This window comes from Acinetobacter rongchengensis, assembly GCF_003611475.1.
Classification (GTDB): domain Bacteria; phylum Pseudomonadota; class Gammaproteobacteria; order Pseudomonadales; family Moraxellaceae; genus Acinetobacter; species Acinetobacter rongchengensis.
This window is the reverse complement of sequence record NZ_RAXT01000001.1, coordinates 39099-59499: the sequence shown is the minus strand read 5'-3', so window position 1 is coordinate 59499 and position 20401 is coordinate 39099. Positions and strand designations below refer to the sequence as shown.

The 20401-nt window shown below is 36.0% G+C and carries 16 protein-coding genes; 6 read left to right on the top strand and 10 right to left on the bottom strand.

Features of this window, described 5'->3' with window-relative positions; genetic code table 11:
- Positions 1 to 66: 66 nt before the first annotated feature.
- Positions 67 to 2244 (bottom strand): glycerol-3-phosphate 1-O-acyltransferase PlsB, encoded by a 2178-nt coding sequence (gene plsB / locus D7V20_RS00315; RefSeq protein WP_120382372.1) that lies wholly within the window; start codon positions 2242 to 2244, stop codon positions 67 to 69.
- Between the two features lie 233 nt (positions 2245 to 2477).
- Between plsB and cysK the strand changes: the two genes are divergently transcribed.
- Complete coding sequence (gene cysK, locus D7V20_RS00310; RefSeq protein ID WP_120382371.1) at positions 2478 to 3476, top strand: cysteine synthase A; 999 nt, start codon at positions 2478 to 2480, stop codon at positions 3474 to 3476.
- Positions 3477 to 3669: 193 nt separating this feature from the next.
- Here cysK and D7V20_RS00305 read toward each other — a convergent pair whose 3' ends face one another.
- Positions 3670 to 4611 (bottom strand): alpha/beta fold hydrolase, encoded by a 942-nt coding sequence (locus D7V20_RS00305; protein WP_120382370.1) that lies wholly within the window; start codon positions 4609 to 4611, stop codon positions 3670 to 3672.
- Between the two features lie 449 nt (positions 4612 to 5060).
- Between D7V20_RS00305 and D7V20_RS00300 the strand changes: the two genes are divergently transcribed.
- Positions 5061 to 5645 (top strand): histidine phosphatase family protein, encoded by a 585-nt coding sequence (locus D7V20_RS00300; RefSeq protein ID WP_120382369.1) that lies wholly within the window; start codon positions 5061 to 5063, stop codon positions 5643 to 5645.
- Between the two features lie 258 nt (positions 5646 to 5903).
- On the opposite strand, the gene D7V20_RS00295 is transcribed toward D7V20_RS00300, so the two are convergent.
- Positions 5904 to 6473, bottom strand: a complete 570-nt coding sequence (locus D7V20_RS00295; protein ID WP_120382368.1) for a LuxR C-terminal-related transcriptional regulator — start codon at positions 6471 to 6473, stop codon at positions 5904 to 5906.
- A 456-nt stretch (positions 6474 to 6929) separates the two neighbouring features.
- Here D7V20_RS00295 and D7V20_RS00290 point away from each other — a divergent pair, with 456 nt between their 5' ends.
- From D7V20_RS00290 to D7V20_RS00280, 3 genes are all read left to right on the top strand, one after another.
- The gene (locus tag D7V20_RS00290; protein WP_120382367.1) at positions 6930 to 8267 is read left to right on the top strand and encodes an MFS transporter; all 1338 of its coding nucleotides are present in this window, start codon (positions 6930 to 6932) and stop codon (positions 8265 to 8267) included.
- Between the two features lie 74 nt (positions 8268 to 8341).
- A complete protein-coding gene (gene mmsB, locus D7V20_RS00285; RefSeq protein WP_120382366.1) occupies positions 8342 to 9229 on the top strand; it encodes a 3-hydroxyisobutyrate dehydrogenase in 888 nt (295 codons plus the stop codon).
- An 11-nt stretch (positions 9230 to 9240) separates the two neighbouring features.
- Positions 9241 to 10743, top strand: coding sequence for a CoA-acylating methylmalonate-semialdehyde dehydrogenase (locus D7V20_RS00280; RefSeq protein ID WP_120382365.1), 1503 nt, complete (start codon positions 9241 to 9243; stop codon positions 10741 to 10743).
- Positions 10744 to 11043: 300 nt separating this feature from the next.
- On the opposite strand, the gene D7V20_RS00275 is transcribed toward D7V20_RS00280, so the two are convergent.
- From D7V20_RS00275 to D7V20_RS00255, 5 genes are all read right to left on the bottom strand, one after another.
- Positions 11044 to 12906: an ABC transporter ATP-binding protein gene (locus D7V20_RS00275; protein WP_120382364.1), complete on the bottom strand. Its 1863-nt coding sequence runs from the start codon at positions 12904 to 12906 to the stop codon at positions 11044 to 11046.
- A gap of 16 nt (positions 12907 to 12922) precedes the next feature.
- The gene (locus D7V20_RS00270) at positions 12923 to 14185 is read right to left on the bottom strand and encodes a mechanosensitive ion channel family protein (RefSeq protein WP_120382363.1); all 1263 of its coding nucleotides are present in this window, start codon (positions 14183 to 14185) and stop codon (positions 12923 to 12925) included.
- 187 nt (positions 14186 to 14372) lie between these two features.
- A complete protein-coding gene (locus D7V20_RS00265) occupies positions 14373 to 16043 on the bottom strand; it encodes an FMN-binding glutamate synthase family protein (protein WP_120382362.1) in 1671 nt (556 codons plus the stop codon).
- A gap of 171 nt (positions 16044 to 16214) precedes the next feature.
- Positions 16215 to 17078 (bottom strand): SAM-dependent methyltransferase TehB, encoded by an 864-nt coding sequence (gene tehB / locus D7V20_RS00260; RefSeq protein ID WP_120382361.1) that lies wholly within the window; start codon positions 17076 to 17078, stop codon positions 16215 to 16217.
- 110 nt (positions 17079 to 17188) lie between these two features.
- Positions 17189 to 18352, bottom strand: coding sequence for a ribosomal protein uL16 3-hydroxylase (locus D7V20_RS00255; RefSeq protein ID WP_120382360.1), 1164 nt, complete (start codon positions 18350 to 18352; stop codon positions 17189 to 17191).
- Positions 18353 to 18503: 151 nt separating this feature from the next.
- On the opposite strand from D7V20_RS00255, the gene D7V20_RS00250 reads away from it, so the two are divergent.
- Positions 18504 to 19298 carry a PDZ domain-containing protein gene (locus D7V20_RS00250; RefSeq protein WP_120382359.1) on the top strand — a complete coding sequence of 265 codons (795 nt, stop codon included), beginning with the start codon at positions 18504 to 18506 and terminating at the stop codon, positions 19296 to 19298.
- Between the two features lie 51 nt (positions 19299 to 19349).
- On the opposite strand, the gene D7V20_RS00245 is transcribed toward D7V20_RS00250, so the two are convergent.
- Both D7V20_RS00245 and D7V20_RS00240 read right to left on the bottom strand, forming a co-directional pair.
- Complete coding sequence (locus D7V20_RS00245) at positions 19350 to 19973, bottom strand: Maf family protein (RefSeq protein ID WP_407923912.1); 624 nt, start codon at positions 19971 to 19973, stop codon at positions 19350 to 19352.
- 6 nt (positions 19974 to 19979) lie between these two features.
- Complete coding sequence (locus D7V20_RS00240; RefSeq protein ID WP_120382358.1) at positions 19980 to 20363, bottom strand: DUF2237 family protein; 384 nt, start codon at positions 20361 to 20363, stop codon at positions 19980 to 19982.
- Between the last annotated feature and the right edge of the window lie 38 nt (positions 20364 to 20401).

The window sequence follows — 20401 nt, the reverse complement described above, 5'->3', positions numbered from 1 at the left end:
ACTGAATTATATTTCAGTCTTTTACATTATGTAAATATTTTCTAATACAGCGATGAAACAAGAAAGTTATTTGGCTTCTTGTGGCAAATTCATTTCATATAAATGTGCGAATGAGGTCAGCAAACTGAGTGCTTCATCAGATTGATGAATATGAATGCTTTGATTTTCAATAGTTATTAATCGCTCAGCAACAAAATATTCTAAAAGTTGCTCAATTTCTGTATCAACTTCTGAACTGTCCCATTTCAAATAAAATTGCTTTTGAACATGATTATAATGCTCAGAAATCAGTTCAACTAACTGATTTTTATCAATAATGAAACTGGATTGTTCTAATTGATTCTTCAATACACTGGCGATCAAAGCAGGCAAAATATAAGTATGGATAATGTTATTACTAAAATATTTGAGCAGCGCAGCTTGAGTATCTGCAACTTTGATCCAACGCTCATTATCATGCTCAATAAATTCAACTTGTTTGAGTTTCAAGGCATATTGAATAATTTCATGGTTTGAAAGTGCTGTAATTTTCATACGATCATCATAACGATGATATTTAAGTAAATTACGGAATTGTTCTAAGCGTAACAATACTTCACGCTCTGAAAGTGCATGTGTCGGTGCATTTAATAAAACCAAAGAAATTAAACTTACAGGATTGATCACTACGGCTTTGTTAATATTTTCAAGGATTTCATTGGCAACCTCATTGATTGATGTTTTTACAGATTCAGGTAATTCATCTTGTAATGCAACATGCTTAGGTGCTTGATTCTTATTTAAAATATCATCTAAAAATACGGGTTCACCAAAGTTGACATGCACAATCCCAAAAACCTTTTCAATCTTTTGAATGGATTTTAATAAACCAAATAGCGATTCAGCTTGTTTTTTCTGTCCGCCTAACTCTTTGATATACGAAGAACCTTCCATAAGTTTTTCATAACCAAAATACGTTGGAATAAACACAATTGGTTTACTGTTGCCACGTAAATGACTCTGAATGGTCATAGCAAGCATGCCTTTTTTAGCGGGTAACAATAATCCAGTGCGAGAACGACCACCTTCAATAAAATATTCTAAAGGTGTATTGCGGTTGAGTAAGCTAAAAATATATTCTTTAAATACAGACGTATAAAGCGCATTTCCATTAAAACTACGACGAATAAAATAAGCACCTGCACCACGCATCAGTTGCCCAACGATAGGCATATTTAAATTAATCCCTGCTGCAATATGTGGAACCATCAAACCACGTTTATAGATCACAAAAGACAATAATAAATAATCGATATGGCTACGATGGCATGGTGTATAGACAATCTCATAATCTTTCGCAAGCTCTCGAACAGTATCAAAATGATGTACCTCAATACCATCGTAGAGTTGAGTCCATAACTTGGTCAGCGCAATTTCAGCAAAGCGTAAAGTTGAATAAGAAAAATCTGAAACAATTTCATCTAAATAACCACGTGCCAAATTTTCCGCGGCATTAACACTGATTTTTTTATGAATACTTTCTGTCAGAATGGCTTGTTTAATGGCTTCACTCGTCATCAACTTGTTAATCACATTACGACGATCCGACAAATCTGGTCCTAAAATCGCTTCTTTATATTGATAAAACGATTTATTTAACTCAGTTACGACAAAGTGAGCCGGTGCAAAGTTTGGCGCAATTTCAAGTGAAGTATTAATCAAGCTTCTTAAAGAAACAGCTTGATGAAATTCAATATAATTTTCACGACCATATAAAGTGATATTAATGGCTTGTTTAATACCCGTCGGTTTAGTCCAAGCATCTGCCATCAGCGCTTTATACCAACTATCCTCATTTTCAGGAGCACGCCCCCATAAAATCGTGACAGGAACCAACAAAACATCTGCTTCAGGGTGTTTAAGTAGATATTCTACTAAACGAATTAGTTTATCTGGATAATAGGCTGAAGCATTGGATTTACTGGCTTCAAGTGTTAAGAAAGAATCATCTTCTTGCGCATCGCCCATCGTTAAAGGCGCAAATGCAGGGCTTAAATTTCTTTTCTCCGTTTCATTATCAATCAGTACTTTGTTTGATGTTGAATCGTCTTGAATTACATAGCATATCGGAAAAGCATTTGACGTATCACTATTTACTGAATTTTCAAGTGCTTGTGTATCACCCAAAATTTGTGGGGAAACAATTTTATCTAGAATTTTTTTAGTGAATTGCCGATAAAATTTTTGATAAGCATTTGTTGCCATGTGATTCTCAAAATATTTTTAATAAGGTTATTATGCTTTAAATCTTATATAGATATGCAAGCAGATTTGATGACAAATCAGTCAAACAGTTGAATCATAAACTAAGTTTATGATTTATGGCTATAAACATTTCATTTTTACGTATAACTAAATACTTTTAGAGAATATCAAACATTCATAAAAAAGCGTTATGATAAGGACAATATTATTCACTTAAAATTCAAGGAAAGACTATGGCGACAGATCCAAACTTCCCACAAACAGAAAATTTAGGTATAGCCGTTTATCGTAATAATGCTGAAGCAATTGGCAATACGCCATTGGTTCGAATCAACCGTTTGATTACAGATGGTGCTACCGTTTTAGCAAAAATTGAAAGCCGTAACCCTGCATTTTCAGTGAAAGACCGTATTGGCGCTGCTTTAATCGCAGATGCTGAACAAAAAGGTTTGCTTAAAAAAGGCATGCACATTGTAGAACCGACCAGTGGTAATACTGGTATTGCACTGGCATTTGTGGCAGCAGCAAAAGGGTATGATATTACCCTAACTATGCCGGCAAGTATGAGTATCGAACGCCGTAAAGTCCTAAAAGCATTGGGTGCACATCTTATTTTGACGGAACCAGCAAAAGGTATGAAAGGGGCTGTTGAAGAAGCTGTTCGTTTGGCGACAGAACACCCTGAAACTTATTATTTACCGCAACAATTTGAAAATCCAGCCAATCCTAAAATCCATGAAACGACTACAGGTCCTGAAATTTGGGCTGCGACAGGGGGTAAGGTTGATATTTTGGTTGCAGGCGTCGGTACGGGTGGCACAATTTCAGGTATTTCAAGCTACTTTGAAAATGTGAAGAATCAACCGATTTACTCTGTTGCTGTTGAGCCTGCTGATTCGCCAATTATTGGTCAAACTAAACGTGGCGAAGCTTTAACACCTGGACCACATAAAATTCAAGGCATTGGTGCAAACTTTATTCCAAAAAATTTAAATTTAGATTTAGTTGATGAAGTGATTGCTATTGGAAATCAAGAAGCCATTGACTTTGCACGTCAAAGTGCCGTGAAAGAAGGTATTTTTGTTGGGATTTCTAGTGGTGCTGCATTGGCTGCTGCATCTCAACTTGCTGCACGTCCTGAAAATGCAGGAAAAACCATTGTGGTGGTTCTTCCAGATGCAGGAGAGCGTTATTTATCTTCAGTCTTGTTTGAAGATATTTCAGCAGACTAAACTTACAAAAGGCTAGCTCAACAAAAGCTGAGATCTGTACAGCTTAGAGTTTTGTATAATTTGTATAAATAGCAGACCTATCAACTTCTAAATATTTAGAAGATTATAGGTCTTTTTTGCATTTTGATCTATTCATGAGTCATTAGCATCAAGGTTTTGAACTGAATTCATAGATCATTAAAACTCAACATCATTATTTTAAATTGGCCAAAAATAATAAATAATCCTGAGCCACTTTATTTGGTGCTTCGAGCATAGGTAAATGCCCTGTATCATCCAAAATGATGATTTGCGACTGAGGCATCAATGCTTTAATAGTTGTCGTGGTTTTCACATCGAGTAGTTTGTCTTCTTTACCCCAAATCACCAATGTTGGTTGTTTAACAGTTTTTGCACGTTCCTCAATTGGGTCTGCAGCAAGCTGACTGGAGATCTTACGCTCCAAACCGGCATTATTGATGCTGTCTTGGGCAAATGTTCTCAGCATCAGTTTTGGAACAAACGGTGGATTCGTCATCACGATATCATATAATTTTATATAATCTTCTTCATTTTCAATAATTAATGGGTTCTTTCCAGTACCAAAATCTGTAAAAATCGGCATTCTTGGAACACTCCAAAAACCACCAGAGTCTAATAACAATAAGCTTTTGACTTGATTGGGGTATTTTGCAGCAAATGCGATAGAAATATGCCCACCCATTGAGCTTCCGCCTAAATGAACCTGTTGTAAATGTAATTGGCTCATCATCTGATGAAAGCGAGTGGCTTGCGCGTCTGAATCATATCGAGCATTATCAATTCTACTCGATTCACCAAAACCTACATTGTCAGGAATGATGACATGGTATTTGTCAGTAAGTTTCCGAGAAAAACGGGTAAAGTTATCTTTATTTGCACCAAAACCATGTAACAAAACAATAGTTTCATGCTTTGGATCACCTGCTTCAAGGTAAACTATTTTTTCACCCGTGCTAAGGATCATTTGTTTCTTTTCTAATCCTGAAATTTTACGTTCAAGGTTGACCGCAAACTGAGTGGTACTTTGTGCATTAAATTGTGCGCATGCTGTTAAGCCAAGTATTAAAATACAAAGCACCAAGAAAATGCTGCGATAAAAGCGTTTTTTATTCATTTTATTCCTACGTAATTAAGCCCAATTAAACCACGGAAGGGCATTTTTAAAATTGAAAATGTGTATTGTCAATATTATAGGTTGTGTAATTTATCACAACTTTGTTGTTCTGTGTGCTTATGTGAATAGTGGAGGATTTATCAGATTCAATAAAAGTAACCGACATAATGATGAAAATTAGAGCGAATCTATGTCTATGCGGATGATCGTTTTAAAGAGATGGCAGTTTTAAAAGATAACTATTTAAAAATAACTGTTTAAAAATGATTGTTTTAAGAAAGTTCTAGTATGAGAATGAGTAAAGCTATCTTAATTTATTGTGCTTTTAAATTGCATTATTTTGCAAAGTTTAATCAGTATCTCAAAATATATGAATAAATTTCTATTTAAAATCAAATAGATTGGAGTTCATTCAATGATTAATCATGATCAAGTATGAAAGGGGTGTTATGGCAATTTATTTGATTCGACATGCAGAAAGCATGGGTAATATAAATGGACGAACTGCATCACATGCAAGTATTGAACTGACTGATTTAGGGCATGAACAAGCAAGAAAACTGGTCACTCAATTACCATGTGCGGATCATGTGTATATTTCTGCATTTAAAAGAACCCAACAAACAGCACAACCGTTATTGGATCGTGATCAGTTAGTTGCTAAAATATATGCAATTGAAGAATTTTCATATTTGTCAGATTTACGCTGCCAGAACACCACATTAGAAGAAAGAAAACCGTGGGTAGATCGCTACTGGAGTCGCTTAGATGTTGATTATTTAGATGGGACAGATGCAGAATCGTTTCGTACTTTTTATCAACGTGTTTTATCATTTAGACAGCATCTTTTAGCGATTCAATTCGATTTTATTGACAGAAATTTAATGGTTTTTAGTCATGGTCAATTTTTAAAACTATTCAACATGCTGAATGAGCAAGAAAGAGTGTTATCTGCATCATTGATGTCAGATTTTAGAGCACAAATGTTGCATCATCCTATTCAAAATACTGAATATTTTATTTTCAATCAATAGACTTAAAAACAGAGTAGACTTCTTCTGTAAGACGGGTTGTGATGTACACTTATTTACAAAGGAAGTTCCCGTTCCTATATAAAGAATGCGCGTTATTATGTGCAAGAGGGAGAGGATTTATATGATAAATACCCCTCATCCGTGAGGGAGAAGGGATTCTAAATATTAATTTTACTGCTATTTTTTGATCATTTTTGACTTTTACAAAAGGTTTAATGATGCATCTTGTATGTTGATTGAAATCACTCAAATTTTAAATCACCCAAATAATGTGCCCATACTCTTTTGAATAATAATTTTAGAAGTCAGCTCAGCTTTGGAACGAACTTCTAATTTTTTCATTAGGTTGGCTTTATGAACCTCTACGGTACGATGTGATAAATTGAGTTTTCGTGCAATTTCTTTGCAAGTAAATCCGTTTACGATTAGTTGGGTAATTTCAGACTCACGTTGTGTTAGTTTTTGTTTAGAGCTTGGCGCTTGGTCTTTACGCTCAAAATGCCACACCATCAATTTAAATGGATCTTCAGGGCTAAGTGTTCTGCCATGTGTATGTGTCCAAAATAACTCTCCATTGCGATGCTGCATAAAGCGCTGGTCTGAATAAAACAGACTTTGCTTTTTGAGCAAACTTTGCAACGCATCATTTCCTACTTTTTCATAATCTTCGATACTTGGAAAGATTTTTACAATTGAATGGTCGATCAGTTCTTCGCGTGTGTAGCCGAATAAATGAGCAAATGCTGGATTCATTTCAACCATATGTCTATAGCTGAGTACAACGATTGGTGCAGGGCAATATTCAAAAGCGAGTAGATTATAATCCATAATAAGTATCCATTCTTAATATAAGAATAAATATAATGAAATGGCATAAAATAACAAGTATAAAATATTTATAAATTTATTATCTATCTATTATGAACTATAAGTACTTTATTTTTTAGATTAACTATAAGATTAAGTGCTTAAGCCATTCTGTATATTTTTGTTTAGTATTTTAATCTTGTTGTTTTTATAAGTTTTTGTTTTTTAAAATAAAAAATATTTATAAAACTACTTAAGTAATTAAGTATGTTGACTGTTTTTTTTGGATGATACAAATTAAGTCCAAAGGTAATTTATATATATTCTTTGTTGTTTAGGTTTAAATATAATTTGTTTATTATCGTCTATCTACTTAGCTAATTAAGGAAAAAGTTAAGTCATTATATTTAAAAATCAGGAGTGATTTTTAAAGGGATGATTTTGTGACTAAAATTCTAAAAATGGAAGAGGTGTATTATGGATAAGATACAAGGATCGAACCCTCAGAAAGGAAAGTCTTCACATCGACTGGCAGGGATATCCAGTATGGTGGGTACGACCATTGAATGGTATGACTTTTTTATCTACGGCGCTGCGGCTGCACTCATTTTCAATAAATTGTTTTTTCCCAATCTTGATCCATTAACAGGCGTATTAGCAGCTTTTGCAACCTATGCTGTTGGTTTTATTGGTCGCCCACTTGGTGGCATTATTTTTGGTCATTTTGGTGACAAAATTGGCCGTAAGTCAATGTTATTACTGACCTTGGTAATGATGGGGATTCCAACGGTTCTTATTGGTTTATTACCGACATATGAAAGTATAGGTTATTGGGCAACCTTCTTTTTAGTCATTCTGCGTTTTGTTCAGGGTATGGCTATGGGTGGAGAATGGGGCGGTGCAGTTCTGATGGCAGTTGAACATGCACCAGAAGGAGGTAAAGGTTTTTGGGGGAGTTTACCACAGGCAAGTGCCGGTGGTGGTTTAATGCTCGCGTCTTTGGCACTGGGAGCGGTGTCTTTATTACCTGAACAAGCATTGTTTAGTTGGGGCTGGAGATTACCATTCTTAGCCAGTATTTTACTGTTGGCTGTCGGTTGGTACATTCGCGTGAAAGTGCCTGAGTCTCCAGATTTTGAAAAAGTGAAAGACCAAGCGCAAGAAATTAAAGTGCCTGCATTACAAGTATTTAAGAACCATCCACGTGAGTTAATTACTATTATTGTAGCACGTGCAGCTGAAAATGCATGGTTCTATATCGCTTCAACATTTGCCTTGGCTTATACCACGACACAATTGGGCATTCCACGATCTGATATCTTATTTGCAACGATTTGTGGTGCATTTTTAATCATGATCATGACGCCGTTATGTGGACATTTATCAGACAAAGTTGGGCAACGTAATATGTTCATGTTTGGACTATTTATTCTCGCACTTTACTGTTATCCATTCTTTAGCATGTTAAATACCAAAGATCCTGTATTGGTTTGGACTGCAATTGTATTGGCGATTGGTGTGGTATTCCCAATCATGTATGCACCTCAATCACAGCTTTTCGCAAGACAGTTCCCTGCGGAAATCCGTTATAGCGGTATTTCAATCTCAGTACAGTTCGCAGGTGTGTTGGGCGGTGGTATTGCACCTTTGATCGCAACTAAATTGCTCAGTATCGGTCACGGTAGTCCTTATTTAATCACCATTTATATAGGCAGTATGGCTGTGATTGCAATCTTTTGTACCTTGTTTATGAAGCGTGATGAAAAGTCTTTGTTGAGTAAACAATATCTACAAAAAGAAGTTGGGGAATCTTAAAGTTAACTTCTTTAAATTCAAACATTTAAATCAAGAATCATTCAATTTAGCGACATTTAACCTCAGGTATTGATATGAATATTTCCTTTATTGGTCTCGGAAATATGGGACTTCCTATGGCCAAAAATCTGCTTGAAGCACAGTTTAATGTGACTGGCTCAGATTTGTCCCAAACAGCTTTAGAACAGTTTAAAAGTTATGGTGGTACAGTTGCTCAAGATCAGCAACAACTTGTTGAAAATGCAGATGTGATCGTCACCATGTTGCCAAGTTCTGAAAGTATGAAAAACTTCTTTTTAGGGTCAGAAGGAATTTTAAAGCAGTTAAAGCCTAAGACCTTAATTATTGATTGTTCTTCTATCGCTGCATCTGTCAGCCGTGAAGTTGCATTGGCTGCAGAGTCTTATGCCGTTGATATTGTTGATGCTCCTGTCTCAGGTGGTATTTTGGCAGCCCAAGCAGGGACATTAACTTTTATGGTAGGCGGTTCTATTCAACACTTTGAAAGTGCTAAACCGATTCTTGAAAAAATGGGGAAAAACATTTTTCATGCAGGCGAACATGGGGCGGGGCAGATTGCAAAGGCCTGTAACAACATGCTGTTGGCCATCAATATGATTGGTACAAGTGAAGCTTTGAATTTAGCAATACAACATGGGCTTGATCCGAAAGTTATTTCAGAAATTATTCAAAACAGTTCGGGAGCGAATTGGTGTGTTGAAAAATACAACCCCGTTCCTGATGTTTTAGAAAATGTACCTTCGAGCAAAGGATATGTTGCAGGCTTTATGACCGATTTAATGCTCAAAGATTTAGGGCTTTCTATGACAGCAGCCTCTGAAGTCAGTGCGACTGTCACCATGGGTGAACTCGCAAAAGATATTTATCGTTCGCATAGCCAAAATGGTCATGGGAAAACAGATTTTAGTAGCATTTTTAATTTAATTTCACAAACTTCATAAGGAAAATGAACATGAATAATATGATCGGACATTTTATTTCAGGGCAGCACATTACACAGACTCAAAATTCTGGTCCAGTTTTTAATCCATCTACCGGTGAAGAAATTGCGCGCTGTGCTTATGCAGATGTTGCTGTAGTTGATCAAGCTGTTCAGGCTGCAACATCTACGAATGCGAAAAAATGGGCAAAGGCTTCACATGCCACACGGTTGCAAGTTTTGTTTAAACTGCGTGAATTGATGATTGCCAAGACAGATGAGCTTGCAGAAATTATTGGCCGTGAGCATGGTAAAACCATAGCAGATGCAAAAGGCGAAATTGGTCGTGCGATTGAAGGCATTGAGTTTGCATGCAATGCACCACAAGTCACCAAAGGTGAATATGCACGTAATGTTGCAGGTGATATTGATGTGTTTTCAGTACGTGTCCCTGTAGGTGTTGTCGGTTGTATTACACCGTTTAATTTTCCAATTATGATTCCTGCTGTGATGATGGCAATGGCAGTTTCAGTCGGAAATAGTATTGTTTGGAAGCCTTCAGAAAAAGTACCTTCAGCTGCATTATTCTTTGCAGATTTGTGGAAAGAAGCAGGACTTCCAGACGATGTATTCAATATTGTCCAAGGCGATAAAGTTGCTGTAGATGCTATTTTAGAACATCCAGATATTGCAGCGGTAAGCTTTGTTGGTTCAACGCATATTGGTGAGTATGTCTACCAAAAAGGCACATCACACAATAAACGAGTTGCTTCATTCACAGGTGGCAAAAACCATATGGTGGTGATGCCTGATGCAGATTTAGAAGCTGCTGCAAATGCTTTTGTATCGGCAGGTTTTGGTTCAGCAAGTCAACGCTGTATGGCTGTTTCATTGCTTGTTCCTGTTGGTGAAGAAACTGCAAATCAATTACGTACACTCATTATTGAAAAAACAAAGGCATTGAAAATAGGGGCTTATAACGACCCAACAGCAGATTTTGGTGCAGTCATTTCAGCACAATCACAGCAATCTGTTTTGAAAGCAATTGATCAATGTGTAGCAGATGGTGCCGAGTTGCTATTGGATGGTCGCGCATATGAGCATCCACAGTATAAAAATGGTTATTACATTGGACCGACTTTATTCGATTATATTTCTACAGATATGGATTTTTATAAGCAGGAAGTATTTGGGCCAGCACGTGGTATTTTACGAGTAAATACTTTAGATGAAGCAATTTTGGTCACCAATAGCCATGAGTTTGGCAATGGTTCAGTGATTTTTACACGTGATGGAAAAACAGCGCACCGTTTCTTTATGGAAATTGAGTCAGGTATGATTGGTGTGAATGTACCAGTGCCTTTACCTGTAAGTTATTTTAACTTTGGTGGTTTGCGCCGTTCTAAATTTGGTGAGTCGCATTTATATGGTCCAGATGCAGCACGTTTTTATACCAAGTTAAAAACCGTATCTCAAAAATGGCCTGAGCCTGAGGAAAGTGACCAAGCCATTTCATTGGCATTTAAAATCACTTAATTCTCAACATTTTATTGATTCAATGATCTCCTATTAAAATAAGTTTAATAGGAGATTTAATGTATTTAAAAAAGTATTTTGAAATGGAAGGAAATCAATCTGATCAATGCAGCGGCTAGGTTATTTCTATTTAATAGTCTAACATTGAGATTGAATCAAACATTCAAGCTTTATATTGAAACCATAGAATAAGTATCTTTAACCAATTGTTTAATAATGAAATCCTCATCACAAAAAAAAGGTTGCAGTCTTTAAGACCACAACCGATTCACAATACATTATCTAAATGGTTTCAATTAATTAAATCGTTTCAATATCAGGCTTTGCTTTGTGCGTCTGTTCTACCAAAAACCCACCTGTTTGTCGTTGCCATAATTGTGCATAGATACCATGTTGAGCAATCAACTCCTCATGTGTCCCTTGTTCAGCAATATGTCCCTGATCTAAAACAATTAAACGATCCATTTGTGCAATGGTGGATAAACGGTGCGCAATTGCAATTACGGTTTTACCTTGCATTAATTCATCTAAACTCGATTGAATCGCAGCTTCAACTTCTGAATCCAAGGCGCTGGTTGCTTCATCTAAAATCAGGATAGGGGCATCTTTTAAAAATACCCGAGCAATCGCAATACGCTGTCTTTGACCGCCTGACAATTTAACGCCTCGTTCACCGACGTATGCGTCAAAGCCTGTACGTCCACGTAAATCTGAAAGTTGCGGAATAAATTCATCTGCTTTGGCTTTACGAACAGCCTCTAACATTTCTTCGTCAGTTGCATCAGGACGACCATATTTAATATTTTCAGCGACAGTACGATGTAATAAAGACGTATCTTGTGTGACTAGGGCAATATTTCTACGCAAGCTGTCTTGGGTTACATCTTCAATATTTTGATCATCAATGATAATTTTACCGTGATTGACTTCATAAAAGTGTAGAAGTAGCTGAATCAGTGTAGATTTACCCGCACCTGAGCGTCCCACAATCCCAATTTTTTCGCCTGGTTTAATGTCTAAGTTAAAGTGATCAATCACATTTTTATCATTATAGGCAAAGCTGACATCTCTAAATTGAATATTACCTTTTGAAACCACCAAAGGTTTGGCATCTTGTTTGTCTTGAATTTTAATTGGGCGTCCAAGGGTTTGCATACCATCTTGAATGGTACCGACATTTTCAAACAGTGCTGAAGTTTGCCACATCATAAACTCAGCCATGCTATTCAATTTCAAAATCATCGCTGTGGTTGCAGCAATCACGCCGATCGCGGCCTGACCTTGTAGCCATAACCAAACAGCAGTGCCCAATACACCAAAGAATAGAACAGCTGTCAGTAAGTTAATACAAAATTCATAAGACGTGCCTAAGCGCATTTGCTTAAATACGGTAATCATGAATTCTTTCATTGATTCTTTAGCATATTGGCTTTCACGGCCTGCATGTGCAAAAAGTTTTACCGTTTGAATATTGGTATAAGCATCGGTTACACGGCCCGTCATAATTGAACGTGCATCTGCCTGTTCTTTTGAAATTCTGCCCAATTTAGGAATAAAATATAAGGCAGCGCTAACAAATAGAATGAGCCATAAGAATAAAGGCAAGAGCAGGATAGGTGAGATTGAACCCAAAACTACACTAATCGTGATGAAGTAGATCACTACATAAGTCACCATATCACCCAAAATGACCCAAAACTCACGGACAGCTAAGGAGGTTTGCATAACTTTGGCAGATAAACGACCTGCAAAATCATTGTGGAAGAAATCTAAACCTTGTCGTAATAGTAGGTTATGAAAACGCCAACGTAGGCGCATTGGAAAACTACTATATAAAATTTGATGTCTTACAATAGACTGCATGCTGGCAAAGAAAATATTGGCCAGCAATATACTAGAAAGAATGATTAAGTTATTTTTATGTTCAGCCAAAAAAGTATCAGGTTTAGACTGTGTTAACCAATCAACCAAATGCCCAATTTGGGAAAAGAATAATGCTTCGAACGTTGCAGTTGCCGCTGTAAAAAGGATCAGAATAACTAAATAGCGTTTTACACCTGTAGCAGCTTGCCAAACAAAAGGAAAAAATTTTGTTGGCAATGGTTCGTTTAAACCTTTAGATGGATAGGGATCTACTAATTTTTCGAACCATTGCAGTAACATAAAATCCTCTTAATTTTTAACTTGTCGTATCAGTTTCATTTATTTTGGGCGATAACATTGCGTGAATATCAGCACCTGAAGGGGCCTGATACAGTCTTAAACCAAACAATGGAATAATTGCCATTAAATGGTCAAAAATATCGGATTGAATCGCTTCGTAATCATTCCAGACTGTTGTATTGGTAAACGCATAGATTTCTAAAGGTAAACCTTCACTTGTGGTCTGTAATTGACGAACAAGAATAGTGCTATTTTGGGAAATTCTTGGATGCTGTTTGATATAAGCATCGACATAAGCACGGAAAGTTCCAATATTGGTTAATCTCCTTTGATTATATACCGACTCATGCTGCAATTGTTGGTTAAAACTTTTTAATTCATCTTGTTTTTGATCGAGGTAATTTTCCAGTAGTAAAAACTCCTTTAAACGACTTTGCGCTTGCAAAGAGAGGAACTGAATACTAGATTGATCGATGTAAATGGAACGTTTAATTCGACGTACACCTGATTGTGACATACCTCGCCAGTTTTTAAAGGTATCTGTCACTAATTTATTGGTTGGAATGGTGGTAAAAGTCTTATCAAAATTTTCAATGGTGACGGTATGTAATGACATATCAATGACAGTACCATCAGCATTTAAAGACGGCATCTCAATCCAGTCCCCAATACGAACCATGTCATAAGAGGAAATTTGTACCGAAGCGACTAAAGATAAAATGGTGTTTTGAAAAACCAGCATTAACACGGCTGCCATAGCACCAAAACCTGCTAATAGCGTGAACACATTTTTTTGTAAGAATGTTCCTAAAATCATCAAACCGCAAACAATAAAAATAATCAGTTTAACTAACTGTAAATAGCCTTTGATTGGCTTATTTCGAGATTTGGGATTGCGTTGATAAATAATATTAAAGACGCTTAAAAATTCACTGATCGCCAAAGCAATGGTTAAGAAAATGAAAGCTTGAGCCAACATTTGAGTCATTGAAATGACTTTTTCAGACAGATGTGGAACGGTTACAATACCATTCATAATCACAATGGCTGGGATGATATTGGCAATACGGCGAATCACGCTGTGTTGCGAGAAAACTTCATTATTGGCAAATTTTATTTTGGAAATAAGCTTACGAATTCCACGCACAACCACTTGTTTGGCAATAAAATTCGCTGCCAATGCAAATATAATAAGCAAACTTAAAGATGTCAGCATTTCTAACCAAGGGTATTGATCTGACCAATCTCTAAGATTTTGGATGAATTCATATTTTTCCAAAAGTAAAACCTCTTAGTTTAAATTAGAGGCTATTTTATTGATTTTGAATAAAGATAATATTTTAGGTAACGTATTTACCACATTAAAAGCACTTGAATTAACCATTTTTTTGATTTTTAGGAAGATTATAACGAGAAGTTTAGTCATAAGACCATGAGAACTGACTATTCTCATGGTCTTACGCTGTTTAAAATGCTTCAGCAGATGCTAAATTCCACATCCTAAAATAGAAATTTTCATCATCTTTGTTTTCACAATTTAATAATTCTCCATTTTTCATCCAAAAGTGAAGTTGAGCATAGGTTTTAATTTCACGGTCATTAATACGTTGTGCCAAATGGTGTGCTTTAATTTCAGCGGGGTGCTGTAAACCTGCGGCTGCAATCATTTCCGCTAAAGCTTTTAAAGTATTTCTTTGGAAATGAAAGACTCGTTCAGATTTGTTAGGTACATCAAGTGCTTTCTGGCGTTCTTTATCCTGTGTTGCTACACCGACTGGACATTGGTTGGTATGACAACTTTGCGCTTGAATACAACCCACTGCAAACATGAAACCACGTGCGCAATTGACCCAATCTGCACCAGTTGCCATGATGCTGGCAATATCAAAAGCACTGATAATTTTGCCACTTGCTCCGACTTTAATTTGATCACGTAAACCCGCACCCACTAAGGTGTTGTGTACAAAGAGTAAGCCTTCACGTAGTGGTGTTCCCATATGGTCGATTAATTCGATCGGTGCTGCGCCTGTACCACCCTCAGAGCCATCAACCACTATAAAATCAGGAACAATTTTTGTTTCAAGCATGGCTTTTACAATGCTCATGAATTGCCACGGTTGTCCGATACAAAGCTTAAAGCCTACAGGTTTGCCATTGGATAATTCACGTAGTTTTTGGATGAAGTACATCATTTCAATTGGTGTGCTGAAAGCAGAATGTGCCGCAGGGGAAACACAGTCTCGATCACGTGGCACACCACGAATTTGTGCAATTTCTTCACTGATTTTATCTTTAGGTAAAATTCCGCCATGTCCGGGTTTAGCCCCTTGAGACAGTTTAATTTCAATCATTTTGATTGAATCCAGCACGGCTTGTTTTTGGAATTTTTCTGGGTCAAATTTTCCATCTAAAGTACGACATCCAAAATAACCACTGCCAAGCTCCCATACAATATCACCACCATATTCAAGATGATAAGGGCTTAAACTACCTTCACCTGTATCATGGTAAAACTTGCCCATTTTAGCCCCTTTGTTGAGTGCACGAATTGCATTCGCACTTAGACTACCAAAGCTCATCGCTGAGATATTCATTATTGATGCACTATAAGGCTGTGAGCATTGCGCATTTCCAATACTAATTCTAAAGCTATTGTAATCAGCAGGTGTTTTCGGTGCTAAAGAGTGGGTTAAAAAACGATAATCTTCCTGATAAACATCAATAATTGAACCAAAAGGTTTATCTGCATTTTCATTTTTTGCACGTTGGTAAACTAAACTACGTTGTGAGCGTGAAAAAGGGAGAGCATCCTCATCAGATTCGATAAAATATTGTCGAATTTCTGGACGAAAGCTTTCAAAGAAAAAACGGAAATGCCCCATAATTGGGTAATTTCTTAAAATAGCATGTTTGCTTTGGATAATGTCATATATACCTACAATACTCAGTATGATGGTCACTAGCCAAATCACGTTCAGAAAAGTATCTGAAAAGAAGTAATAAATAATATGTGTTTCATAAAAGAAAATAATCCATGTCAGATAGATTGAAATAAACAGACATAGAAACCAAACGGAATATCTTGAAAAAAATGTATTTAAGAACTTACTTCTTATTGCTTGAGCAGGGCTTGCCATATGAATAAATGATCCAACTGAATACGATCTTGGTGACTAAGTTGCCAATTTTAAGTATTTTTCTCAAGTGATGATTTGTTAGAAATAAGAAAGATTCTATTTTAAAGCATCAATAAACATTTAAGCATCCAATGGATTATTCAAAAAATTATTAAAAAATAGGAAATACCTTTAGAGCTTTTGTGCAAATAAAGTCGCAAAGCGTTGTTTAATACGCTGACCATGTTCATCGACACGGTGCAATTCACCTACATTTTCATTATATTTTAAAATTTTCCAACCTTGATAATAATCAAGCAGTTCATTTTCCTTAAAACTAAAAGGAAAATCACTTAATACAGGATAATCATCAGTATCCATTGCGCAAACAATCAGATTAAATCCATGTAAATGCGTTGCTTGTTGCATATTTTGAATGAGCGTAGGAATGGTTTGGGGTTGTAAGAACATCATGACAACGGTTGAAAAGATAAAATTGTAAGTTGAGTTTATATGCTGATCTGTATTTAAATCGCGAATGTCGGTTTGAATATTTTGTAAATTTTCAGCCTGAATAATATCATCTAATATTTTTATACTTTGCGGATTTATGTCAAAGGCATCTACCTGAAAACCATGTTGATTTAGATATAAACTATTTCGACCTGTACCACAGCCAACATCCAATGCTGTACCTTTAGGAATATACGGTATTGCTGCTAAAATTTCAGAATGTGTCGCTGTTAATTTGTATTTTTTCTCAAAATAAATATTCGGTTCACAATAGAAACTGAGTTGGCATTCTACATCCTCGGATGCAGATACAATTTTATGCCAAGCTTGAGGCGGGATAAATGGAGGCTGAGAGTCTGTATTAAACTCATGTTCAGAAAGGATTTCGCCAGTTTCACTCAGCATTGCAAAATGAATGGTGCCTTGAATAATATTTAATTTCGCCCATGTACCTTGCTGGGTATTATGAGGGCGCATAAAGCCTTGAGGAATGGTCGTAAACTGCCAGATAGGAAGTTGTTGATAACAACGTAAATCATTCATATACCACTCCTTTTATTTAATTTTAAACTGAGTCTAAACTCGATCTTCAAGTTAAAAGTTAAACTTAAATATCTCGCTTAGACTCATTGCACTATACTTTAAACTCTATTTTATTGTTCTGTTGGAATAAGCATGAGTATAGATTCATTTAAAAGTAGACTGAGGTCTTCTAAAATTTCCTCATCTGCTAAATTTTGATTCAAAGCAACACTTTGACCATCTGCAATTTGTTGTAAAAATGGCGTAAATTGTTCAGAAATACAAATAGCTTCGCCATTCGCCCAAAATAAAACTTGATCGTCTTGATCTGAGTAGAGTAAACGAGAAGCAGGCTCTAATTGAATTAAATAGCCCTGATCGAATGCTTCCTCTAAATCACCTGTGCCAATTTCTTCTGCTTCAGGAATATTTTCAGGATACTTGGACTCCGACATTAAGCTCATTATTGCATCATCTAAGACAATCGAATTTTGTAGCTGAGTCAAAATCTCTGCCTTTAAATACGCTAATTCATTTTCCGTCACTTCGCCAGCACGTGAAACTTGATCACGAATAATATCGATCAAAGGATTTTTTAAACTTTGATTTTCTGAGAATTTGTCACAAACTCGATCCATCATATCAGTCACATTTGGCATACGGAAGCCAAAAGAGAAGGTGAGACATTCATCTTCAGCAACGCCGTAATGTGCCAAACCTGGTGGTACGTAGAGTAAGTCACCAGGTGCTAATACTTCATCAAAATGTACATCAATATCGGCAAGTAATTTAAGTGGTTGTCCTGCAATAAAGTCTGTATCTGCATCACACATTTGACCCAATTGCCAACGACGGTGTCCATAACCTTGTACTAGAAATACATCATAGAAGTCGAAATGTTTTCCAACAGAACCGCCTTGAGGCGCATAAGACACCATAATATCGTCACGGCGCCACTGTGGAATAAATGGAAATTTTTTCCAAAGTTCAGCTAAATCAAAAGCGTAATGGTCAACAGCTTGAACCAGTAATGTCCAAAGCTTTGGCATTTTTTGGAAGTCACCTTTGATGAGAGGTGAATTTTTAACTGTCCATTGATTCGGATCTTTGTCTTTTTGTTTGATTAAACGTGCAGTGACATTTTCATCGAGTGCCAATTCCATAACATCATTGGGTTCTAAAATATGGGCAATTTCAGGTAATGCATTACGAACCAATAATGGTTTTTTTTGCCAGTATTCTGAGAGGAATTGTTCAGCGGTGATCCCGCCTAAAACATCTAAAGGTTGCGACATGAAAGTAGCCTAAGCAAATTTGAATCAATATTGGGTATATTGTCTTATGAGGAAGTGAATGGTGCAAGTTGATTTGTAAATCAAATAAATATAAATTTAGTTGAAAATTAATTCTCTTATATTTCAGATAGAAAATTTAAAAAAGGTCATAATGAACATTATACGTTTTATCTTTTGTTTGGCTTTATTGGGTTCTGTTACCAATGTAAATGCATTTTTTACGAGCTTAAATGCAAAAGATCAGGATAATCAGATATTAAAAAATAAAGGAAAACGTACGTATGGCACTAAAATCAGAGTTATTAAAACAGATGATTTTGATAAAAATTTTAAAGAATTACTAGAAGAAGGTTATGTATCGATAAAGTCAGAAGTTTTTAAAATAAATACAGGAGATTACGGCTATAACCAAGCCGTGGAACAAATGAAAAATAAAGCTAAAAAGCTAGGTGCAGAAGTCATTCTATTTAGCAATGATAATCAAGGCTCTAGTATATCTGAACAGAGAACAGTTCAGACAATAAATCATCAAACAAGTAACTCAAATAAAGAAAATGATATTTATAATAATAGATTAGCAAAAGACAACATGGATGGTACTTATATGGGATCTTTTGTCCGTGAATACAGTTGGACAGAATACATGAGTAATTATTTGATAAGGTTTAATTCTAGAACTGGAATATACCCAACTGAATTAACAGACCTTGATAGACAAATAGCTAAGCAATCTTCTGGAGGAGTTAAAGCTATCGTTATTAAAGAGGGATTTCCTGCTTTTGGTATAATTTATGAACAAGACATTATTTTGAAAATAGATGGTCAAATCATACATAGTGTTACAGGTTTTATAGAAACAACTAATTTTCTTAAAAGAGGTTTTGTGAAAGTAGAAATTTTACGTAATGGAAAAAAAGAGACTAAAATTATTGCGCTTAATAAATAGATTCTTTAAATTTTAATTTGGACAAAGCATCCGTGCTTATGTAGTGATTAATTAAGGCAAGTTCTTCCCTAACTTTCTTAAAATATTACACAATTGAATCATTGGCATGCCCATTAAAGTAGTTTGATCCTGACCAATCATTTGTTCAAATAAACTAATACCTAAACTTTCACACTTAAAACTGCCTGCGCAATGTAAGGGTTGATCAATTTCGATATAACGCTCAATTTCATCAAGGCTTAAATCACGAAATTTAACATGATAATGCTCAACTAAGGTTTGCTCAAAACCAGAAGCCAAATGTTGCACACTTAACGCTGTACTAAAAAAGACATTTTTTCCTGAATTGGCTTGTAACTGTTGAATGGCTTTTTCTACAGATAACGGTTTACCAATAAATTCTTGTGGCGCATGTTCACGCCAAGCCACTTGGTCTGAACCAATCACAATAGCGTTTGGATTTTCTTGGGCAATCACTTGTGCCTTTTCAAAAGCCAAACGTTTAGCCAAATCGTCTGCATGTGTTTCACCCTGAACCGATTCATCAATATCAGGGGAAATACAACGATAATCTAATCGTAAACGATTCATCAAATCTTTACGGGTTTGGCTCGAAGATGCCAAAATGATGTCAGGAAAATCTATTTTTGAGCCATTAATTTTTACATGATTCATGAAAAGTTAAACCGCATATTCCATAAGAATGTCAAGTGGGACATACGACAAAACGGCTTGGTGGCATGCCTGTAATTTAACCCGTGGCGCCATATCATTTTGATAAGCTTCCACCCAACGCGTCACACACAGACACCAAAAGTCACCAGGTTCTAAACCAGGAAAACCATGCTCAGGCAAAGGGGTAATTAAATCATTGCCCACTTTTTGAGAATAATTGAGAAATTCAGAAGTCATTTCAGCGCAAACGGTATGCTGACCAATATCAGATGGTGCTGTATGACAGAAACCATTACGGAAATAACCTGTAATAGGTGAATAACAACAGCTTGCCAAAGGCTCACCTAATACATTTAAACCATTAATTTTAGGATCTGGATGAAAAGACATAAGCGTACAAATTTTCGAAGATAGCTCTATGATAATCA